Annotated in this window: 16 protein-coding genes; 10 read left to right on the top strand and 6 right to left on the bottom strand. The window is 64.6% G+C overall.

All coding sequences use genetic code 11. The features are described 5' to 3' along the window. Window positions 1-4 precede the first annotated feature (4 nt). From ACFFDA_RS03465 to ACFFDA_RS03450, 4 genes are all read left to right on the top strand, one after another. Window positions 5-2,161, top strand: coding sequence for a thiamine pyrophosphate-dependent enzyme (locus ACFFDA_RS03465; protein ID WP_404478199.1), 2,157 nt, complete (start codon window positions 5-7; stop codon window positions 2,159-2,161). A 161-nt stretch (window positions 2,162-2,322) separates the two neighbouring features. Further along, window positions 2,323-3,795, top strand: coding sequence for an indolepyruvate oxidoreductase subunit beta family protein (locus ACFFDA_RS03460; protein ID WP_404478198.1), 1,473 nt, complete (start codon window positions 2,323-2,325; stop codon window positions 3,793-3,795). A 503-nt stretch (window positions 3,796-4,298) separates the two neighbouring features. After that, on the top strand, window positions 4,299-6,644 hold the full coding sequence (locus tag ACFFDA_RS03455; protein WP_404478197.1) for a TonB-dependent receptor: 2,346 nt from the start codon (window positions 4,299-4,301) through the stop codon (window positions 6,642-6,644). A gap of 52 nt (window positions 6,645-6,696) precedes the next feature. Further along, window positions 6,697-7,743, top strand: coding sequence for a cupin domain-containing protein (locus tag ACFFDA_RS03450; RefSeq protein ID WP_404478196.1), 1,047 nt, complete (start codon window positions 6,697-6,699; stop codon window positions 7,741-7,743). A gap of 115 nt (window positions 7,744-7,858) precedes the next feature. Here ACFFDA_RS03450 and ACFFDA_RS03445 read toward each other — a convergent pair whose 3' ends face one another. The 5 genes from ACFFDA_RS03445 to ACFFDA_RS03425 are packed head-to-tail and all read right to left on the bottom strand — an operon-like array spanning window position 7,859 to window position 14,789. Next, window positions 7,859-9,244, bottom strand: coding sequence for an amidohydrolase family protein (locus ACFFDA_RS03445; protein WP_404478195.1), 1,386 nt, complete (start codon window positions 9,242-9,244; stop codon window positions 7,859-7,861). Window positions 9,245-9,249: 5 nt separating this feature from the next. After that, a complete protein-coding gene (locus tag ACFFDA_RS03440) occupies window positions 9,250-10,635 on the bottom strand; it encodes an amidohydrolase family protein (protein WP_404478194.1) in 1,386 nt (461 codons plus the stop codon). Between the two features lie 39 nt (window positions 10,636-10,674). Beyond that, a complete protein-coding gene (locus ACFFDA_RS03435) occupies window positions 10,675-12,201 on the bottom strand; it encodes a M20/M25/M40 family metallo-hydrolase (RefSeq protein ID WP_404478193.1) in 1,527 nt (508 codons plus the stop codon). After that, the gene (locus tag ACFFDA_RS03430; RefSeq protein WP_404478191.1) at window positions 12,198-13,358 is read right to left on the bottom strand and encodes an aminotransferase class V-fold PLP-dependent enzyme; all 1,161 of its coding nucleotides are present in this window, start codon (window positions 13,356-13,358) and stop codon (window positions 12,198-12,200) included. Before ACFFDA_RS03430 ends, ACFFDA_RS03435 begins: the two co-directional genes overlap by 4 nt. 45 nt (window positions 13,359-13,403) lie before the next feature. Then, entirely contained in the window at window positions 13,404-14,789 is a 1,386-nt protein-coding gene (locus ACFFDA_RS03425; protein WP_404478190.1) for a sodium-dependent transporter, read from the bottom strand. 81 nt (window positions 14,790-14,870) lie between these two features. Between ACFFDA_RS03425 and ACFFDA_RS03420 the strand changes: the two genes are divergently transcribed. The 3 genes from ACFFDA_RS03420 (at window position 14,871) to ACFFDA_RS03410 (ending at window position 17,092) form a co-directional block, all read left to right on the top strand. Further along, complete coding sequence (locus ACFFDA_RS03420; protein ID WP_404478292.1) at window positions 14,871-15,374, top strand: MarR family winged helix-turn-helix transcriptional regulator; 504 nt, start codon at window positions 14,871-14,873, stop codon at window positions 15,372-15,374. Between the two features lie 3 nt (window positions 15,375-15,377). Next, window positions 15,378-15,797: a VOC family protein gene (locus ACFFDA_RS03415; protein WP_404478189.1), complete on the top strand. Its 420-nt coding sequence runs from the start codon at window positions 15,378-15,380 to the stop codon at window positions 15,795-15,797. 128 nt (window positions 15,798-15,925) lie between these two features. Further along, window positions 15,926-17,092: a pyridoxal phosphate-dependent aminotransferase gene (locus ACFFDA_RS03410; RefSeq protein WP_404478188.1), complete on the top strand. Its 1,167-nt coding sequence runs from the start codon at window positions 15,926-15,928 to the stop codon at window positions 17,090-17,092. 44 nt (window positions 17,093-17,136) lie between these two features. Here the strand turns inward: ACFFDA_RS03410 and ACFFDA_RS03405 are convergent, their stop codons facing one another. After that, window positions 17,137-18,027: a LysR family transcriptional regulator gene (locus ACFFDA_RS03405; protein WP_404478187.1), complete on the bottom strand. Its 891-nt coding sequence runs from the start codon at window positions 18,025-18,027 to the stop codon at window positions 17,137-17,139. Window positions 18,028-18,124: 97 nt separating this feature from the next. On the opposite strand from ACFFDA_RS03405, the gene ACFFDA_RS03400 reads away from it, so the two are divergent. Genes ACFFDA_RS03400 through ACFFDA_RS03390 form a run of 3 tightly spaced genes read left to right on the top strand, consistent with a single transcriptional unit; the run spans window position 18,125 to window position 21,088 of the window. Next, the gene (locus ACFFDA_RS03400) at window positions 18,125-19,420 is read left to right on the top strand and encodes a CitMHS family transporter (protein ID WP_404478186.1); all 1,296 of its coding nucleotides are present in this window, start codon (window positions 18,125-18,127) and stop codon (window positions 19,418-19,420) included. 1 nt (window position 19,421) lies between these two features. Beyond that, the gene (locus ACFFDA_RS03395) at window positions 19,422-20,756 is read left to right on the top strand and encodes an acyclic terpene utilization AtuA family protein (protein WP_404478185.1); all 1,335 of its coding nucleotides are present in this window, start codon (window positions 19,422-19,424) and stop codon (window positions 20,754-20,756) included. Further along, on the top strand, window positions 20,753-21,088 hold the full coding sequence (locus tag ACFFDA_RS03390) for a hypothetical protein (protein WP_404478184.1): 336 nt from the start codon (window positions 20,753-20,755) through the stop codon (window positions 21,086-21,088). The genes ACFFDA_RS03395 and ACFFDA_RS03390 overlap by 4 nt, the downstream gene beginning before the upstream one ends. Window positions 21,089-21,114: the final 26 nt, after the last annotated feature.

Here is a 21,114-nt window from a genome sequence, read left to right as displayed (position 1 = left end):
CGGGATGGCGGAGCGTTCTTTCAAGAAGGAAGTCGTCAAGCTCACTGCGGGCGAGGGTGAGACCTTCACCGGCGAGGGTATCCTGGCGGTCACCAAGGCGCTGCTGCAGTCGGGCGTCGCATACGTCGGCGGTTACCAAGGCTCGCCGATCAGCCACTTGATGGACGTCTTCGCCGATGCCAACGATCTGCTTGCAAGCCTCGGCGTCCATTTCGAGGCCAGCGCCTCGGAGGCGACGGCGGCGGCGATGCTGGCGGCTTCGGTCAACTACCCATTGCGCGGGGCGGTGGCGTGGAAGTCGGTGGTGGGTACCAACGTTGCCTCGGACGCGCTCTCGAACGTCTCTTCGGGCGGCGTCACCGGCGGCGCCCTTGTCATCGTCGGCGAAGACTACGGCGAAGGCTCGTCGATCATGCAGGAGCGCACGCACGCGTTCGCGATGAAGTCCCAGATGTGGCTGCTCGATCCGCGCCCCAACCTGCCCAGCATCGTCGACGCCGTCGAGCAAGCCTTCCGTCTGTCCGAAGCCTCGAACACCCCGGTCATGCTGCAGCTGCGCGTGCGCTCTTGCCACATGACCGGCTCGTTCGTCGCCAAAGACAACAAGCGCCCGCCGCTGACCGTGGGGGAGGCGGCGGCCAACCCGGTGCGCGATACCGAGCGCATCGTTCTGCCGCCGGCCAACTTCCTCCACGAAGTGGAGAAGATCGAGAAGCGGTGGCCAGCCGGCATCGCCTACGTGCGCGACCACAAGCTCAACGAATGGTTCGGCCCGGAAGGGAGCGAGGAAGGCATCGGCCTGATCGTCCAGGGCGGGCTCTACAACAACCTCAACCGGGCAATGGAACTGATCGGCCTTGCCGATGCCTACGGCGTCAGCAAGCTGCCACTCTACTGCCTCAACGTCGCCTACCCGCTGATCCCCGAAGAAGTCGCCGATTTCTGCCGGGGCAAGCGCGCCGTTCTCATACTTGAAGAAGGCCAGCCTGAGTTCATCGAGCACGAACTCAACACGCTTGTGCGCCGCGCCGGGCTCGACACCCGCGTGGTCGGCAAGGAGGTGCTGCCGCGCGCCGGCGACTACACCGCCGATGCGATCCGCACGGGCCTTGCCAGGTTCCTTGAGGAACACGCGCCGAGGCTTGCGCCCGTGCTCGACGCGGTGGAACCGCTGCCAAAGCCGGTCGCTGCGCAAATCCCGCAGCGCCCCGCAGGCTTCTGCACGGGTTGCCCCGAACGTCCGATCTTCACTGCCATGAAGCTGGTGGAGCGCGAACTGGGGCCCACGCACGTCTCGGCCGACATAGGCTGCCACCTTTTCTCCATTCTGCCGCCGTTCGACATCGGCAACACGACGATGGGCTATGGTCTGGGAAGTGCGGGCGCGTCTGCTTTCAAGCCCAAGGAAGGCGCCAAGGGAACGGGAGAGTCCAAACGCTCGATCGCGATCATGGGCGACGGTGGTTTCTGGCACAACGGCCTTACCTCTGGCATCGGCAACGCGGTGTTCAACAAGGACGACACCGTCACGATGATCATCGACAACGGGTATTCGGCGGCCACCGGAGGCCAGGATATCCTGTCGTCGCGGGCCGAGAACGCCAACCGCGTGACCAACAACCCTATCACCAAGGCCGTGCGCGGCGTAGGCGCGAAGTGGGTGCGCGAGACGCACCGCACTTATGATCTCAAGGGCATGATCTCGATGCTTCGCGAGGCGCTGACGACCGAGGAGAAAGGCCCCAAGGTCATCGTCGCGCAGTCCGAATGCATGCTCAACAAGCAACGGCGAGAGAAGAAGGTGACTTCGGCGAGGCTCAAGGCGGGCGAGCGGGTCGTGCGCGAACGCTTCGGCGTGGATGCCGACACCTGCACCGGGGATCATAGCTGCATCCGCCTGTCGGGCTGCCCTTCGCTCACGATCAAGCCGAACCCCGATCCGCTGCGGCAGGATCCGGTGGCGCACGTCGAGAATTCCTGCGTGGGTTGCGGCCTGTGCGGCGAGGTGAGCCACGCGGCGGTGTTGTGCCCGAGCTTCTACCGTGCGCAGATCGTCGCCAATCCGGGCAGGTTTGAACGGTTCAAGGCAAAGGTCAGCGGTGCCATAATCAACCGCTGGCAAGCCGGCGCCGAGCGCGAGCGCGTCGCGCGGGCGTTCTGAGGTCGTAACCCTCCCGGGCATGATCCGGGACCGTGGGGCGGACGTCGCCAGTCCTCCGCGTGGTGCCCGGTCGAGCCCAGCCTCGCGAACTGCTTCCAAAAGATACGCCAGCGGTCCCCGATGACGTCCGGGACGACGGCCAACTCGAAAGAGACACGATCATGACCGTCAATCCTACCCAAGACCGCCTCACAATCGCCATCCTTGCCCTGGGCGGACAGGGCGGCGGCGTGCTGGCGGACTGGATCCAGGAAGTCGCCCGCGCCGAGGGCTGGGTTGCGCAAGGCACATCGGTGCCCGGCGTCGCGCAGCGTACCGGATCGACCGTGTACTACGTCGAGTTGGCGAGGTCGGATGGCTCGGGCCGGTTGCCGGTCATGGCGCAGATGCCGATGCCGGGCGACGTCGACGTGGTGGTCGCCTCCGAACTCATGGAAACGGGCCGCGCGCTGCTGCGCGGATTCTCGACCGTCCAGCGCACGACGCTGATCGGCTCCACGCACCGCATCTACGCCATCGGCGAGAAGAAGGCGATGGGCGACGGCCGCGGCAACGGCGACAAGATCGTCGAGGCGGCACATGCGCGCTCGAAGCGTTTCATCGGCTTCGACATGGACGCGGCGACCGAGCGTTCGGGCAGCGTCATCAGCGCGATCATGTTCGGCGCGCTGGCGGGAAGCGGCGCACTGCCGTTCCCGACCGAAACCTTCCGCAAGGCGATCGAACACAGCGGCATCGCTGTCACGAGCAACCTCAAGGGCTTTGCCGAAGGCTTCGACCAGGCGCAGGCGCCGGTTGCCATGCCGGTGGAGGAAGTCCACGCGGTCCCGGTACCCACCACCGATCGAGGCCGCGCGCTGGCCAGCCGCATCGCCGCCTCGTTACCCGAGGCCGCGCACGTCCACGCGCTGCACGGCGTGGCGAAGCTGATGGACTACCAGGACGGCGATTACGCCGCACTCTACCTCGACCGGCTCGAAACGGTAGCCGCACGCGATGCCGCGCCTTTCGTGCTGACCGCCGAAACCGCCCGACATCTGGCGTTGTGGATGGGTTACGAGGACACTATCCGCGTCGCTGATCTCAAGACGCGCGGTAGCCGTGTTGCGCGCGTGCGTGGCGAGGTGAAGGCGCAGGACGACCAGATCCTCTCTATCACCGAATTCATGCACCCGCGCCTGCAGGAAGTGTGCGAGACGCTGCCTGCCGCCCTCGGTCGCCGCATTCTTGCCAGCAAGGGGCTGACGAACCTGCTCGGCCGCTTCTTCACCGAGGGGCGCCATGTCGAGACCACCGGCCTGCGCTGGTTCCTGGCGCTGCGTCTTGTCGCCAGGATGCGCGGCCTGCGCAGGCGTTCACTGCGCTACATCGAGGAGCAGGGGCGGATCGAGGAGTGGCTCGAACTGGTCCGCACCGAAACTGCCCGCGATCGTGAGGCGGCACTCGAACTGGTCAAGTGCCAGCGCCTCATCAAGGGCTACGGAGACACGTTCGAGCGCGGCCTGCGCAATTACCAGCGCATCGTCGCCCGCCACCGCAGCGCCCCGCGCGACGCGGCCACGATCCGCTCGCTGTGCGCCTTGGCGCTGGCGGACGACAAGTCGGCCGCGCTCGACTTCGCGCTCGCGAGCTGAGCCGACGGTGTGAACTGGCAATACTGGAGGATGATCGGGCTCGTCGGAAGCACGATCCGGAAGGCAAAGACCCGCGCGAGGTTGGGTCGCCAGCCCTAGGTTACTGGCACATGCCAACGGGCTCGTCCTCCAGCAGATGGCCGGCCAGTTCACCAATCCGGGCATGCCGCACACGACCGGAAACGGCACGCTCAGCCGAGCGCATTATTGCGCTGGCGGTCGCACAACCGCCATCTGCGCCAACGTCGATCTCACGCGGATCCGACACGTGGGCGCCGCCGGGCCAAACGCTCGAGATGCGTGGCGGATTTTGTCCACGGGCGCACGAAGCCTCGCGTTGGAGCCGAACCACGGCATCGCCCCGGGGCACAAATCCCGCGACTTCGTCGCGTTCGACCCGGGCAGCTATTTACTTCAAGCATAAATCATGGTTCATATGAAAACGGATATAAAATGAGTCGCATGGGGGAGCGTTCAATCGCTCGAAAACAGGGATCTAACATATGCGTAAAGCTCTTTTCCTGGTTAGTGCCGCCTTCGTCGCGTTCGTGCCGATGGCTGTCCAGGCCGCAGACGAGCCCGATAACGGCGGCGACATCGTCGTCACCGCACGAAAGCGCGGCGAGGAACGGCTTCAGGACATTCCCGCGTCGATCACTGCCTTGGGCGGCGACGATCTGCAGAAGGCGGGCAACACGAAATTCACCGACATTGCCTACAAGGTGCCGGGCCTGACCTTCACCGATCAGGGGCCGGGGCTCAAGCGCTATACCCTGCGCGGTGTGCGCTCGGCGGGGCAAGAGCAGGTGGCGGTCTATTACGACGAGGTCCCGGTGCCCGGCATCCAGAGCTCGACCGGCGACAGCGGCTCGCAGATCGGCGATTTCCAGCTTTACGACCTTGACCGCATCGAAGTCCTCAAGGGACCCCAGAGCACGACCTTCGGTGCCAACGCCCAAACCGGTGCCGTGCGCTTCATCCTCAAGAAGCCCGTGCTCGATGCGGTCGAAGGCTCGATGCAGGTCGACGGTAATTCCATGGCGCACGGCGGGCTGGGTGGCAGCTTCTACGGCATGGTGAACGTGCCCGTGATCAGCGATACCCTCGGCGTGCGCGTGGTTGGTTATTACGACCACACCGCCGGCTACATCGACAACGTTCGCTTGAACGACAAGAACATCAACTCCGACGATACCGCAGGCATCCGCGCATTGGTGCGCTGGAAGCCGTCGCCGACCACCACGGTCGACTTGATGGCGTGGTATCAGAAGCGCAACACCCACGGTGCCAGCGAGTACCATCCCTTCGATACCTTCAAGACCAGCGGCGATACCAGCAATCCTGGCTACAAGGACAACGTGCCGTCGTTCGCCTACTTCGATACAGGGGAATACAAGTCGGGCTTCTACGTGAAGACCCCGCGCCCGGATCGCCAGGCGATGTATGCGGCTACGCTTTCCCAGGATATCGGCGACTTTGCGGCTCTTACCGCTACCGGGTCGATCTATACCCGCAAGTACCAGTACTATCGCGACAACACCTACTCGATCATCTCGCTGAACAGCGGCCCTGCCGGTGCCACCTGCATCAAGGGCACCACCTGCCTGCGGCCGGACCTGTTCAAGGAATTGACCGACCAGACGCAGACCATGAATCAGAAGACCGCAGAAATCCGCCTGAACTCGGTCGGCACCGGTCCCTTCCAGTGGCTTGTCGGTGGGTTCTATCGTAACCGCAACTCGGACTTCCGCAGCTATTCCCCGCTCGTCGACAACGATGGCGAGATCATCCACGCCTCCAACCCGCCCACTGGCTTCTCCACTGCGGTCGGCGCCGGTATCGAGGATTGCAACCCGTGCGGCTTCGCGCGCGTCAACAACCGCAAGATCGAGGAAGAAGCGTTCTTCGGCGAAGCGACCTATGACATCATTCCGTCGATCGAAGTCATGGGTGGCCTGCGCTGGTTCCGTGCCACGCAGTCCGACTTCGGGGCAACGCTGTTCCAGTCGCCCCTGCTGGGCAGCACGCTGCCCACGCCGTATGATCGTGACTTTACCGAGAGCAAGCTCATCAAGAAGGGGCAGATCTCGTGGAAGCCGGCCGATGACGTCACCATCTACGTGCTGGCATCGCAGGGGTTCCGCCTGGGCGGCACCAACCAGGCGGCGACCATCAATGTGCCCGATGGCTATGAATCGGACTCTTTGTGGAACTACGAGGCCGGCCTCAAGTCGTCCTGGTTCGACCGCAAGCTGATCGTCAACATCTCGGCCTACCGCGTGGACTGGAGCAACATCCAGGTATCGGGTCGCGACATCACCGGCGCCTTCGCGTTCATCGGCAACGCCGGTGCCGCGCGCTTCGAGGGCATGGAGTTCGAGGTCAATACCCGTCCGCTCCACGGGCTGGAACTGTCCGGCGGTTTCAACTGGCTGCCCAAGCACGAACTGACCGAGGACCAGATCACGACCACCTTCGCCGCCGCCGGCCGCAAGGGTGACAAGATCCCCTACGTTCCCACGTTCACCGGCAACTTCACCGCACAGTATTCCACCGACCTCGGAATCGAGGGATGGTCGGGCTACTTCCGCGGCGACTACAGCTATCGCGGGAAGTCGGGCACCGAATTGCGTCCGACCGCCACGACCTACCGCACGATGCGCCCTTACAGCCTCGTCAACCTGCGCGTCGGAGCGGACAGCGAAAACGGCCTGGGCTTCGCGTTTTACGTCAACAACCTCTTCGACAAGGCGGGCGACGTGTACATCACCGCTTCCACCGGCGCGCCGACCTCGAAGATCACCAACCAGCCGCGCACCGTGGGTGTCACGGTCAGCAAGACGTTCTAAGATGGGTGACGGGGCGGCGCTGGCCGTCCCGTCCCACTTTCCAGAGTGAAACATGGACAACGACCAACCGATCATCGCGAGCCGCAAGCCGTTCTACAAGGAACTCAAGGCGGGGCAGCGCGTACTGTGGTGCAGCTGCGGCAGGTCGAAACGCCAGCCTTTCTGTGATGGCCGATCACACGTCGGCACCGGATTCGAGCCGGTCCAGTATCAGGCCCAGCAGGACGAGGAAGTCCTGTTTTGCGGTTGCAAGCACACCTGCACTGCCCCCTTTTGCGATGGTGCCCACAGCAACCTGCCCGGCGGTTACGGCTCCTTCACGCCCGACACGATTAGCGAACTTCTCCTCGTGGAAAGTGACGAGGCCGGTTTTGCGCGGCTGGACGGCGAATGCTACGTCGTGACGCCGCAGATTTCGGACGACCTCGACTATGCGCTCACCACGCTGGTTTCACCCGCGTTGGGTGCGAGGCACCAGGCCCAGTTCCATATGCGCCTCGCCGCGGGAAAAAGCCCCGTCCTCACCTCGGATGCGGGCGATGTCGTGCTCTGGGTACGTGTGGGGCAGGGCAAAGTCGTCATCGGCGGTCGGTCGTTCGCCTGCGACGCCGATACCGGCGTGTCGATCCGCAAGGGTGAGACGTTCCAGATCGAATGCACCGGTGCCGCGCTGGATGTCTACGTTTCGGTATGCCCCGGCACCGATTCTCTCGATGTGCGCGAGGCGATGGCGGATGCGTTCGACGAAGACTGGCCGGTACGCACCGTGGCGATCGACCAGGATGGTCGTCAGGCAATGGGGCCGCGCTGGTTCCAGACCCTGGTGGACGAACGCCACGGTCTGCGGAACACCGCGCAGTTCGTCGGGCACATCCCGCTGTCCCATGCCGAGATGCACCGTCATCTCTACGAAGAGGCACTGATCATCCTGTCGGGGCGCGGCAAGATCTGGAACGAGACGCGCCAGGCGCACGTCAAGGCGGGTGACGTCATCTTCTTTCCGCGCAAGCATGTTCACTCGCTGCAATGCGTGGCGCAGGAGGGCATGGACGTGGTCGGCCTGATCCATCCGGGGACCAATCCCGGCATCAACTACTGAGGAGCGGAGTATCGCCCCTTGGTGTCGTTCGAGCCAGGGCGAACACCGCGTCGCTTCATCATGGTCCTCTTCGTCATCCCTACCGTTGCGGGATGACGAAGAGACTACAGGTCCGCTAGTTCGAGCGCGGGCCCGCATACCGCCTGGGTTGGGCGCCGCCTGCCAGGGCCAGCTTGCTTTCGTCGACGATCACGCCGCCTTTCATGACCCAGGTGATACGCCTGGCATTGTCGATATCCGTCAAGGGATCTGCGTCCAGCAGCAGCAGGTCGGCCAGCTTGCCGGCTTCCACCGAACCCAGCTGGTCCTCCTTGCCGAGGAAGATGGCGCCGTTGAGTGTGGCGATGCGGATGACCTGCGCGGCAGGAATGCCGGATTTGACGAGCAGCTCCATCTCGCGGTGGACGGCCGGGCCGCTCGACTGGTCCGTGCCGAGCGCCGCGACACCTCCACCGGCCACGACCTTGCGGATGTTCTCCATGCAGATGGGCGTCATCAGCTTCATCCACCATGTCCAGCTGCGCGCCTGATATTCAGCGCGCGTGGTGGTCTGCAGGTATTCGCGCTCCCTGGCGCTGAACGAGGCGACATAATCTGGCTGGTCGAGATATTCGGGATGCTCGGCGAGCCGCGCATAGTTTTCACCGATGGTCAGGGTCGTGGCGAAAGGCGTTTTCTTGGCGCCCATCAGGCGGACGAAATCGTCACTGACCGGGCCCTGGATCACCGGATGGGCAAGCGTATCGACGCCCACCGACATCGCTTCTTCGGCGCGCTTCTCGTTGGAGACGTGAACGGTCGTACGGATGCCGTGCTGGTTGTAGTACTGTGTAAGCTTTTGTAGTTCGGCAAGAGGCATGAGCGTTATCATCGGGCGCGCACCCCAGCCTTCCTCGTCGTAAGTAAACTTCACCAGGTCCGGCTTCTGGTCGGCGATGTGTGCATCGACGAGCGCCTTGTCCTTTTCGAAGTCGCTGATCCTCACGGCCAGTGCGTCGCCATGGCTGCCGGGATAGGTGATGAGGTTGCCGGTCGCGAAAATGCGTGGCGAGGCCAGCGTACCGGCGCGCTCCTCATTGCGCAGCGGCAGGATCACGTCGGCCTTGTTCCCCGCATCGAAGACGGTGGTGACGCCATCGAAAAGATAGCTCGCCAATGCCTGCCTGGCCACGGTCATGTCGGGCTTGCCGCCGGTGTCCAGGATCGATCCGGTCAGCCTTGATCGCAAGTGGATGTGGACGTCCATCAGGCCCGGCATCAGGTACTTGCCGCGGGCGTCTATGCGTACGCCGGCAAGGTCCGTGCCGGCGATGCCGCTTGGGATCACGGCGGTGATCCTGTCGCCATCCACCGCAACCGTCATGTCCGGGCGGGCGGGAGCACCGGTGCCGTCGATCAGCGTGACGTGCTCGATGACATACTGCCCGGCCAGGGCGGGCAGGGGCAGCGTGGCCGCCAGGGCGGCAATGGAAAGCGCCGGAAGACGAAGCGTGCGTCGCATTAGGTTCACTCCTTGGCGGTCTTGGGAGAAGGCTTGATCGCCCAGGCCGGGATCGGCGCGGGGGAGGCCATGGGATAGCGCTCGATGCCGTCGGCCTTGTAGATCACGCCGCCCTTCATCACGAAGGGCACGTCCAGCACCGCGTCGATATCGTCCAGAGGGCTGGTCGGGAGGGCGACGAGATCGGCGTACATTCCTGGCTTGAGGCTGCCCACTCCCTTGATCCCGCCAGCCAGAGCGGCATCGATGGTGCCCGCGACGATCGCCTGCATCGGCGTCATCCCGGCCTCGACGTACTCGGCGAATTCGTGCGCGTTCTGGCCGTGCGGGTAAACCCCCGCGTCGGTTCCCAGCGCGATCTTCACGCCGAGGCGCTGCGCCATGCGGGCCAGCCTCTTTGGCTGGTCGCCCAGCGCGATGACCTTGTTCAGCGAAACCGGCGGCAGCTTGCCCATGGGCCCCACGCGCACCTGTTCGGGCGTGGTGCCGACATAGTCGATCGGCCAGACCGTGGGAATCAGCCACACGCCCGTGGCCTTCATCATGCGCAGGATTGGCTCGTCCGCCCACATGCCGTGCTCGATGGAATCGAAGCCCGCCTCGATGCAGGCAATGATCGATTGCTTGCCGTGCGCGTGGGCGGTGACCTTGCGGCCCAGCGCGTGCGCGGTTTCAGCGATGGCCCGCAGTTCCTCGGGGCTGAACTGGAGGTCGGTGGGAGCATCGGATTCGTCCAGGGTGCCGCCGCTGGCCATGACCTTGATGACGTCGGCGCCCCGGCGCACCGCCTCGCGCACCGCCCGTCGGCAGCCATCGGCCCCGTCGCACACGCCGCGCCGGGGCAGGGCGTGCATCACTTCCTCGCGCATGCCGTGGTTGTCGGCGTGGCCGTTGGTGGGACTGATCGGATCACCTGACGCGACGATACGCGGCCCGGGCACCAGTCCGTTGCCGATCGCATCGCGCAGCGCGATGATCGAATAGCCGATGGAGCCGAGATCGCGTACCGTGGTGAAGCCCGCCATCAGCGTGGTATTGGCGTTCCGCGCGCCGATGAGGCTGGCATATTCGTCAGGACGGCGCAGCAATTCGTTCCGGTCGCCGAAGCTGCTGAGGTGGACGTGCAGGTCGATGAAGCCGGGCATCACGAACTGGCGTGAAAGGTCGACGACCGGGGTTTCGGCAGGCAGGCCCAACTGCTCCGGCGACAGGAAACCGGGTCGTGCCTCGCGCACCTTGTCTTCATCGATGATGAGCGTGGCCTGGTTAAGCGGTGCGATGCCCGGTTCCACCAGCAGCGTACCGGCGTGGACGATCTGCGGCGCCGCCTGCGCAGTGGAAGCCGCCAGGCATGTTGCCAGCGCGATCAAACTCCAGACAGTGCTTCGCATATTCGCGTCCCCTGATGCGGTTTTAAAGTATCCTTGCGGTCACGGCCTTCGCGACAGCAGTGCGTGCAGCGACTTCACTCCGTCGAAGAAATTGCCCAGGCGCAGGTTCTCGTTGGCGGCGTGCTGATTATTGTCGGCGTTCACCAGCGGCAGCAGGATCAGCGGCACCTTCAGTTGCCGCGCCAGCGGACCGCTGGGGACCGACCCGCCCATGATCGGAATCTCTACCGGAGCGGTGCCGAAGGCATCGCCCAGCGCCGCGCGCACCCATTGCCCCGCGGTAGAGCGCGGATCAGTGAACAGCGCATCGGACAGGGGGCGCCCCGAAACCGAGGCGAGCAGGGGGTAAGTGGCACGATCCTGCTGGGTCGGCTCACCGTCGACGAGGTGGTAGCCTTGCAAGGCTACGAACGCGCGGATGCGGGCGAGTTCGGCCTCGAAGGTGATGCCCGGCACCGTGCGCAAGTCGAACGCGGCAGTGGCGTCGACCGGGATGATCGAACGGTCGAGCGCGCGCCCGGTGCCGGCATCGAGGCCGATCAGGTTGAGCGAGGGCCGTGAAACCGCGTCGCGGTAGCTGGCCACGAAGCGTTCCGCCTTCGCCACCCCCGCGCCGTGGAGTAACCCCGCCTCGTCATCCGGCGCGTGCATGGTCCCGATGGCGGCGGTGAAGGCGGGGTCGGCGCCTTCGTAATAACCTGGGATCGCCACGCGTCCTTGTTCGTCCTTCAACGATGCGAGCAGCCGGGCGAGGTTCTGCGCCGGGTTGGGCACGAAGTTGCCGTAATGCCCGCTGTGCAACGCGTGCGAGGGGCCGTGGACGACAATGCTCAGGACGCCGCCGCCACGGTGGCCATATACTACGGTGGGCCTGTTCGAAGGATGCATCGGGCCATCGAGTATGACCACGGTATCGGCGGCGAGGTCGGCGGCATTGGCGCGGATCACGTCGCCCAGGGTGTCGGGACCGCCTTCCTCGTGCGAGTCCACGATCAGGCGGATATTGACTGCGGGCCTGCGGCCTTCCTTGCGCAAGGCGTCGACGGCCGCGACAAGCATCATGATCGGCCCCTTGTCGTCCGACGACGACCGGGCGAACAGGCGCAAGTCGGGATCGACATGCCCGTTCAGGCGATCGGTCGGTACGTCCGCGCAGGCAGTACCGGCCTTGCATTCGCGCAGGACCGGGATGAAGGGATCGGGCTGATCCCATTCGGCGTTGTTCACCGGCTGCCCATCCATGTGCGCGTAGAACAGCACGGTCGGTGCCTTGGGTCCGGCCTTTTCGTAAGATGCCCAGACCATCGGCGTCTGGCCATCGGGCAACAGCCGCGAAGCCCAGCCATGGGTCTTCAGCCGCGCCTCGAGCCACGTAGCGTTGTTCCTGATTTCCGCCGAAGACCGTGCGGTGACGTTGGGTATCGCCAGGAATTCGAGGAATTGGGGCAGCACCGCCCGCGCCGCATCGTTTACGCCATCGGGTTCCGTCGCCGCCGACGCCGGGACGCTCGCCGCCAGAAGTGCGGCCAGCGTCAGCAGCGGGAAGCGGCGGGACAATTCGATCACCCTTCGATCATCGCGCGGTTCTGGACCAGGGCGCCGACGAGGCGATCGGCATCGTCGCGATCATTATAGGCGTGGAAGCCGGCGCGCAGTCGTCCGTCGCGGCAGGAGGTGACGATATCGCGCGCCATGAGTGCGTCGACCAACGCATTGTCGTGCGCGGCAGGAATGGTCAGCAAGGGCCCCCGTCGCTCAGCCACTATGGGACTGCCGATGGCGATGCCATGTTCCGCCAGACGTTCCAGCGCATACGTGGTCGTAGCGGCGACCTGGGCGTCGATCGCCTCAAGCCCGGTCGCAAGGATCACCTCGAGTCCCGCCAGCGCGGTAATGCAACTGGGCACCGGCGGGGTTCCGCCCTCGAACCGGCGGGCCGTGGGGCTGGGGGTGTGTGCGAATATGTCCATGGCGTCGATGTCGGCCTGCGCGAACCAGCCCGTCGTACGCGGGATGACATGGGCGGTGGTGGCGGCATTGGCGTAGAGGAAGCCGACGCCGGCCGTGCCCAGCAGGTACTTGAGCATGCCACCTGCGCAAAAATCGACGCCCAGTTCCCGGGCCTTGATCGGCGTCGTGCCGACGATCTGATAAGTGTCGAGCAGGACCAGCGCGCCCTTGGCGTGCGCGATCTCGCAGATCGCGCGGATGTCGGAATCGGGGATGCGGCCGCCGTTGCGATAGCATACCTGGGACAAGGCCACGAGCGACGTGCGCTCGTCGATGGCAGCGGCGAAAGCTTCCAGCGGGATCAGGCCATCCTCGCTTTCGGCGACATGGACCACCTGCGCACCCGCCTTTTCCTGCGCGTGCCAGATCTGGGCGCTGGTGGGAAATTCAAAGTTGGAGACGACGATGCGCGGACGTGCCGCAAGGTCCAGCGCGCTCGCCAGCGCGTTCATTCCGGCCGACGCGCTGGAGGTTATCGCCACTTCGTCGGGCGAGACCAACAGCACCTGGGCCATCTTGGCACGCAGCGTCTCCAGCGTGCCGACCCAGCTGCCCCAGTCCGCGCCCACTTGCTCGCGCTGGTTGAGATAACCCTCCATGGCGCCACGTACGGAGGCGGCCAGCAGGCCGTAAGAGCCGCTGTTGAGATACGTGAGGCGCGGCAGCGAAGCGAACTGCGCACGGAAAGCGGTGATATCGAAGATGTCGGACACGTAGGGTTCTCCAAGGCCGCACGAAGGCGGCGCAAGCGAAGGAAATCAGTGCGAGAGCAGGTCGATCATCAGGATCGTGATAGCCGCTGGCGCGACGACGCCGGCGAGGAAGCGCCATACCCGGTTGAGCGCCGGCGACAGGTCGTTCGCGGCAGGCGTCAGCACCCGCCGCAGTGCCCATCCCGCGAACAGGGCGATCAGCAGGGCGTTGATCGGCAACAGAGTTTCCGCGATCCCGAAATCGAGCAGGTCGAAGAACGTCTTGTGCGCGAAGGCGGGAATGGCGGCCAGGGGATGGACGTCCTTGAGCACGCTGAACGAAAGCAGCGACGGCAAGCCGACCAGCCAGATCGCGAAAGCCGCGCCATAGGCCAGGACCGGGCGAGCCAGGCCGGTGCGTTCTATCAGATACGCGGTGACCGGTTCCAGCATGCCGATCGCGGTGGTGAACGCGCCCAGCGAAATCAGGCCGAAAAACACGATGCTGGCCAGGGTGCCGCCCGGCATCGAACTGAACGCCACCGGCAGCGTGACGAAAATGAGATTGGGTCCTTCTGACGGGACCAGGCCGTTGGCGAACACGATCGGGAAGATCGCCAGGCCTGCCATCAGCGAGATCAGCACCACGCACCCCGCGATCAGGCCCGCCGACTTGGGAATGGACACGCCCTTGGGCAGATAGGCGCTGTAGGTCATCAGCACGCCAGCCCCGATCGCGGTGGAGAACAGCGCCTGCCCCATCGCCGTCAGCACGCTGGCGGTGGTGAGGGCAGAGAAGTTCGGCGCCAGCAGAAAAGTGATGCTGCTCGACAAGCCGACGGTCACCGCATTGTAGAGCACGAGGCAGATGAGCACCGAGAACATCGCCGCCATCTTGATCTTGGACACGACCTCGATGCCGCGCTGGATACCCAGCGCGACGACCGTCGCGGTGCCCATGATGAAAGCGAACTGGAACGCGGCCTGCCGAACGGGCGATCCGATCAGGCGGGCGAACAGGTCGCGCGCCAGATTACCGTTCAGCCCGGAAAAGCCGGTGAAGGCGGCTTCGCGCGTATAGTCCACCGCCCACCCGGCGACGACGCTGTAATAGCTCAGCCCGAAGAACGGGATCGTCAGGCTGAGCCAGCCGATCACCTTCCAGCTGCGGGACAGGCCGTGATCCTCGACCAGGCGGTTTATCGACCCCACCACGCTGCCGTGGCCGAGCCGGCCCATGCTCATCTCGCCGATCATCAGCGGCACGCAGAACAGCGCGACGAAGGCGATATAGACGATCACGAAAGCACCGCCCCCATTGGCGCCTGCCACGTAGGGAAAGCGCCAGAGGCTGCCCAGCCCGATCGCCGCAGCGGCCGTCGCGTACAGAAAACCCAGGCGCGAGGTCCAGGTTTCGGCCTCGCCGCTCGTGGTCGAATCAGTGCTCAACATGTCCCCCTGCGTAGCATATGCATGACATTTCATATTTATAGACATATGAATGGACGATTGCAATCGGGAGCTTGATTGGCGATGGTGGCGCGAGGGAATTCACGAGACAAGGGCCAGATGGCAGCCAAAAGCGCAGGCACGAAGGCGGGAGCGAACGAATGGCTCGACACCTTCGTTCCCTATCAGATCTACCGTGTCAGTACGCTGATGAACATGCGCCTTCAGGGGCGGTTGAAGGCGGTCGGCATCAACCTCTCGCAGTGGCGGGTGCTTTCCGTTCTGCGGTCGCATGGGTGTCTCAGCCTGACTCATATCGTCGAGCGCACCGTCATGGAGCAGCCGACGATCAGCCGGGTTATCGGCCAGCTCGAGGACGAGGGGCTCGTCGAGCGCGCGGGGTCGCCGGACGACTCGCGCATTTCGCTGGTCTCGCTGTCGCCCAAGGGTGAAGCGATGTTCGACGCGATTTCTCCCGACGCGGTACGGCATCAGCGCACCGCGCTGGAGGGCCTGACACCCGAAGACCTCGCATCGCTGCGCCGCATTCTCGGACATATCGAAAACAACGTCTCGCGAGACCGCTGAACGATGACCGACGGCGCCGGGAGCCCGGCAGGCAAACATCTGTCGCGCCCCAGGATCAGGGGCGTCCTGACCATGTTCTATTACGAGAACCTGGCCGAGGCTACGCGCTGGTATACGGACGTGATGGGGTTCGAGCACGTCCTGCGGCTGGACGGAGCCGAGATATTCCGGGTCGAGGACAACGCCCATCTTGCGCTGGTCGCGGAAGGCAAGGGCAGCCAGCCGGTCATACCGGGACGGGGCAAGGGTGTGCTGCTGTCGATCCAGACCGACGATCTCGAGGCCTGGCACGAACGCCTGTTCGCCTTGGGCGTGGAAGGGACGGGCAAAGGTGCCCACGTCGGCGCCGGAGGCACCACCATCGAATTCAAGGTCTACGATCCGGGCGGTTACACGATCGAATTCTTCGAATGGATCGAATAAAACCAATCCGATTTCATATAAAAACGGATGGACATCGTGCGGGTGCGGCGCTAGGCCTCGGCTCCTTGCTCGCGCCGGCCGGCCTGGATTGAAGCCGGCATGGCGCGGGCTCCCCAAAGGAGATTGCCGTGAGCTTGGTTGCCCGCCGGATCCGCGAAGGTTCAAAGAAGTCGTTCGGCATGTTCGAGAAGGCCATGGCACTCGCCGCGGGCGGTGCCGACCTTATCCATCTCGAGGTCGGCCGGCCCAGCCACGACACTCCCGGGCACATCGTCGAGGCGACCGTCGAGGCTTTGCGTGCGGGGCATCACCACTACTCCGACATGCGTGGCCTTGCAGAATTGCGCAGTGCCTTCGCCGCCAAGCTGGCAGCCGAAAATGCGATGGACGTAACGGCAGAGCAGGTGCTGGTGACCAATGGGCTCACTCACGGCTCCTACGCCGCGATCATGGCCACGGTCGATCCGGGCGACGAGGTCATCCTGCTCGAACCTTATTACCCGCAGCACGTTGGAAAGATCGAACTGGCAGGCGGCAAGGTCGTGATGGCTCCGCTCGATGCAAACGCGGACTTCGCGATCCGCGCCGATCTCATCGAGGCGGCCATCACGCCTGCGACCAAGGCGATCGTCCTCATCAATCCCTGCAACCCCACCGGCCGCGTGTTCACCCGCGCGGAACTGGAGGCGCTGGCCGAACTGGCGATCCGCCACGACCTCCTGGTTATCTCGGACGAAGTTTACGAGGCGATCACCTTCGGCGCGAAGCACATCAGCATCGCCAGCCTGCCCGGCATGGCGGAGCGAACAATCACCTTGTTCGCGTATACCAAGGCTTTCGCCATGGACGGCTGGCGTCTCGGCTGCGCGATCGCCTCGCCCGAACTGGTGGCGGCGATGATGAAGATCACCATGAACGATGTCACTCACGTCAACAGCTTCATCCAGTACGGTGCCCTGGAGGCCACACTCAACGGGTCCGCCAGCTTGGCCGAAATGGTCGCCGAGGACCGCGCGAAGCGCGACCTCGTGGTCCGCGCCCTCAACCAGATGCCAGGCGTGGTTTGCCCCGAACCCGAAGGCACGATCTACGCCTTCGCCGATGTGCGGGCCATCGGCATGCCATCGCAGGTGCTGGCGGAAAGGATTCTCGAAGAAGCGCACGTCGTGGTGGAAGCCGGCAGCTTCTATGGCCCCGCCGGTGAAGGCTTCCTTCGCGTATGCTTCGGGTCCGAAAGCCGTGAACGCATCGAAGAGGCGATGGTGCGTCTCGGCACGTTCCTGGGTCGGCTCTGAGGGGCCTTCGGTGCCGCTTGTTCGCGGCGGCACCAGTCCGGCTGTCAGGTCGCGAGCCGCTGCTTCAGCGAGGCGACGAGCAGCGCCGCAGCCGGGTGCATCTGCCGGTCGGCCCGCCGCAGCACGCCCGAAGGCCGGTCCATCGAAGGGTTGAGCAAAGGGCGCCACAGCAAATCCGGATGCTGAAAATCAAGCGCGGCGAGGCGGGGCAGCGCCGTTACGCCCGCCTCGCTGAGCACCAACGCGCCCACGGTCGCCAGGAAGCGCGGCTCGTAGAGCGGGCGGATCGTCACTCCGGCCTGGGCAAAGGCCGCGTCCACCAGCGTTCGCACGCTGGACCCCTGCGACATAGCGATGAAGGGGCGGTTCTCGAAGACCGTCCAGTCCAAAACGGCGCGCGCGGCGAGGGTATCATCCTTGCGACAGACAAGGCCGAGCTGATCCCGTATCAGTTCCTCGAAGATCATCGTATCGTCAGGCGCTGGGCGGTCCACCAGCGCGATGTCGACCTCGCCGCGCAGAACGAGGCCGGTGACGGCTTCGGAAAGGCCGTCATATATCTGCATCTCGACGTCCGGAGCGGCGAGCCTCAGCTCCGCGACCGCCGGGGCGAGCAGCGCGGTGGCCAGCGACGGCAGCGCGCCGATCCGGATGAGGCCCGAGCGGCCCGACGCCTGGTTCTGGACGCGGTGCAGCGCCTGGACATAATCGCCCACGGCAGCCCGCATGGTCGCAAGTATCTGTTCCCCGATCAACGTCGGGCGAAGATTGCGCGTGTCGCGGTCGAACAGCTTGCAGCCGATTTCCGTTTCCACATCCTGGACGATGCGACTGAGCGCAGGTTGCGAAATGCCCAGGCTGGCGGCCGCGGCCGTGAAACTGCCGACTTCTGCGACCGCGAGCACGCATTGCAGGTGATGGGGTGACGGGGACATTCTCATTTCACATCAATCCATCAGAATTATGTATTTTTCTATATAATAATTCTTGGTTACGCTTGGTTTGTGCGGCGGGGACCGCGAGGGGGACGTTTTGCTGGCACTCGTAGCAGCCGTGACGATCGTGGTCTTGTTGGCGTCGATCATGTCGTCCCGCATCAGCCCGATGGTGGCGCTCATCGTAGTGCCGATCATTGCGGCGGTCGTTGCCGGCTTCGGGCTGGAAACGTCCAAGTTCATCACCGACGGCGTGACCAAGATCGCTCCTATCGCCGGTATGTTCGTCTTCGCCATCCTGTTCTTCGGCATCATGACCGACGCGGGAATGCTCGATCCGCTGATCTCGCGGATCGTACGCCTCGTCCATGGCCGGCCGAGCTGGATCACGATGGGCACTGCCCTGCTGGCGCTTGTCATCCATCTCGACGGGTCGGGGGCAGTGTGCTTCCTGGTTACGATTCCGGCCATGCGGCCGCTTTACGACCGGATGGGGATGGATCGCAGGATCCTCGCCTGTACCGCCTCTTTGGCCGCAGGCGTGAATTTCCTGCCGTGGACCGGGCCCACGCTACGCGCCTCCGCGGCGCTGAACATCCCCGTCGCCGACCTGTTCACGCCGATGATTCCGGTCCAGTTGGTAGGGCTCGTGTTCGTCTTCGCAGTCTCCTGGTGGCTCGGGCACCGCGAGGGACTGCGCATTGCGGCGGAACCGAGCTTCCAAGGCGAATATGCCGCCTCCGTCGATGCTGCGGACGGTGCGCTCGAACGACTTCGGCGGCCGCATCTGCTGTGGCTCAACGTTGCGATCACTATTGCGGTGATGGCAACGATCGTGAGCGCCGTAGTGGAGCCGGTAGTCGCCTTCATGTGCGGCACGGCTCTTGCGCTCATGCTTAACTATCCGGGCGCACAGGCGCAGCGGGACCGGGTCGAGGCGCATGCCCGTGCCGCGTTGCTGATGGCAAGCATCTTGTTCGCGGCCGGGGTCTTCACCGGCATCCTGAACGGGTCGGGGATGATCGCGGCACTGGCATCGGTTGCCGCCGGCAACTTCCCCGCGAGCATGGCCTCGCACGTTCCGGTGATCGTGGCCGCGCTGTCGATGCCCATGAGCCTCCTGTTCGATCCCGATTCCTTCTACTTCGGGGTTCTGCCGGTGCTGGCACACGTCAACGTCCAGCTTGGCGGGACGTCCATCGAGGTGGCGCAGGCAGCCTTGCTGGGACAGATGACCACGGGCTTTCCCGTAAGCCCCCTGACGCCTGCCACCTTCCTGGTCGCAGGCCTGGCGGGGGTCGAGCTCGGGGCGCACCAACGCTTCTCGATCCCCTACCTCTTCGCCGCTTCGCTGACGATGACGCTGGCGGCCGTACTGCTGGGACTATTCTGAAATGGCGCTTCCTTCCATTCGCATCGGCTGCGGTGCCGGGTTTGCCGGAGACAGGATCGATCCCGCGATCGAACTCGTCGAAAGCGGCAATCTCGACTTCCTGGTGTTCGAATGCCTTGCCGAACGAACGATTGCCATGGCTCAACTTCGGCGCGCTGACGATCCGGACAGCGGCTATGACCTGCTCCTTCGCGAACGGATCGGTGCGGTCCTGGATCAGAGCGTGCGCGGCAACGTCCGCATCATCACCAATATGGGGGCTGCGAACCCCGTGGCCGCGGCCGGGCAGATCGCGCTTCTGGCCCAGGAACGCGGCCACTTCGGCCTGAAGATCGCCGCAGTGGTGGGCGATGACGTCACCGTGCTGACGAGCAGCAGCGCCGTCGCCACCGAAGAGGGACGCACCACGTCGGAGATGGGGAGCGCGCTGGTGTCCGCGAATGCCTATCTCGGATCCGCCGAGATCGCGCGGGCGCTGGACGAAGGCGCGCATGTGGTGATCACCGGGCGCGTGGGCGATCCTGCGCTCTTCGTCGGTGCCATGCGGCACGCCTTCGGCTGGGCGGAGGACGACTGGCATCTGCTCGGCTGCGGGACCGCGATCGGGCACATGCTCGAATGCGCGGGCCAGCTGACCGGGGGATACTTCGCGGACCCGGGCTTCAAGGATGTCGAAGGGCTGGCTCGACTGGGATTTCCCATTGCCGAGGTTACCCCCGACGGCATCGCGACGTTCTCCAAAGTAGCAGGATCGGGAGGGGAAATCACCGTCCGAACCTGCACCGAGCAGCTTCTCTACGAGATATTCGACCCCGAAACCTACGAACAGCCCGACGTGACGGCCGATTTTTCCGACGTGACCTTCATCGCGACCGATGCAGGCGTGCGCATGACAGGTGCCAGTGGTCGCGCCCGGCCTGATCGGCTCAAAGCGTCCATTGGCTATCGCGACGGCTTCATCGGCGAAGGGCAGATATCCTACGCGGGACCGGGAGCCCTCGAACGCGGACGCCTGGCGCTCGAAATCGTGCGTCAAAGGCTCGATCTGCGGAGCTTGCCTATTGAGGAACTTCGTCTGGAAGTCATCGGGGTCGATGCGGTGAACTTCACGGCGGGCGCGCCGGAAACCCCGCGCGAGGTGCGCATACGCGCCGCCGGGCGCGCGCGCGACCGCCTGAGCGCGGCAGCGGTCGGTGCCGAGGTCGAGGCGCTTTACACCAATGGCCCGGCAGGGGGGGGCGGAGCGTGGTCGGCGGTACGCGAGGTGGTTGCCATCACGTCCGCGCGGATCGACCGCGAACATATCGATGCCGGTCTGGTCTGGATGACGTCATGATGAAGCTACGCGAACTTGCGCATGTGCGCACTGGCGACAAGGGCGATACCAGCCAGTTCTCGGTCATCGCCTACGATCCTGCATCCTATCCGGTTCTGCGCGCGCACGTCACGGTCGAGCGGGTGCGGCACCATTTCGCAGCTTTCGCTCATGGGCCCATCCGCCGGTATGAGATGCCGCAGCTCGGAGCGTTCGTCTTCGTGATGGAAAGAGCGCTGCAATCGGGCGTGACCCGCTCTCTATCGCTCGATCCGCATGGCAAATGCATCGGCGCCACCCTGCTCGACATCGAAATTGCGCCCGCGGACGAATGCTTCGAACCGATCGCCTGATCCGCACCGTTTTCTAGAGGACATCG

This window comes from Novosphingobium sp. BL-52-GroH (genome assembly GCF_044813085.1).
Lineage (GTDB): Bacteria > Pseudomonadota > Alphaproteobacteria > Sphingomonadales > Sphingomonadaceae > Novosphingobium.
This window is presented reverse-complemented; position numbering and strand designations above follow the sequence as displayed.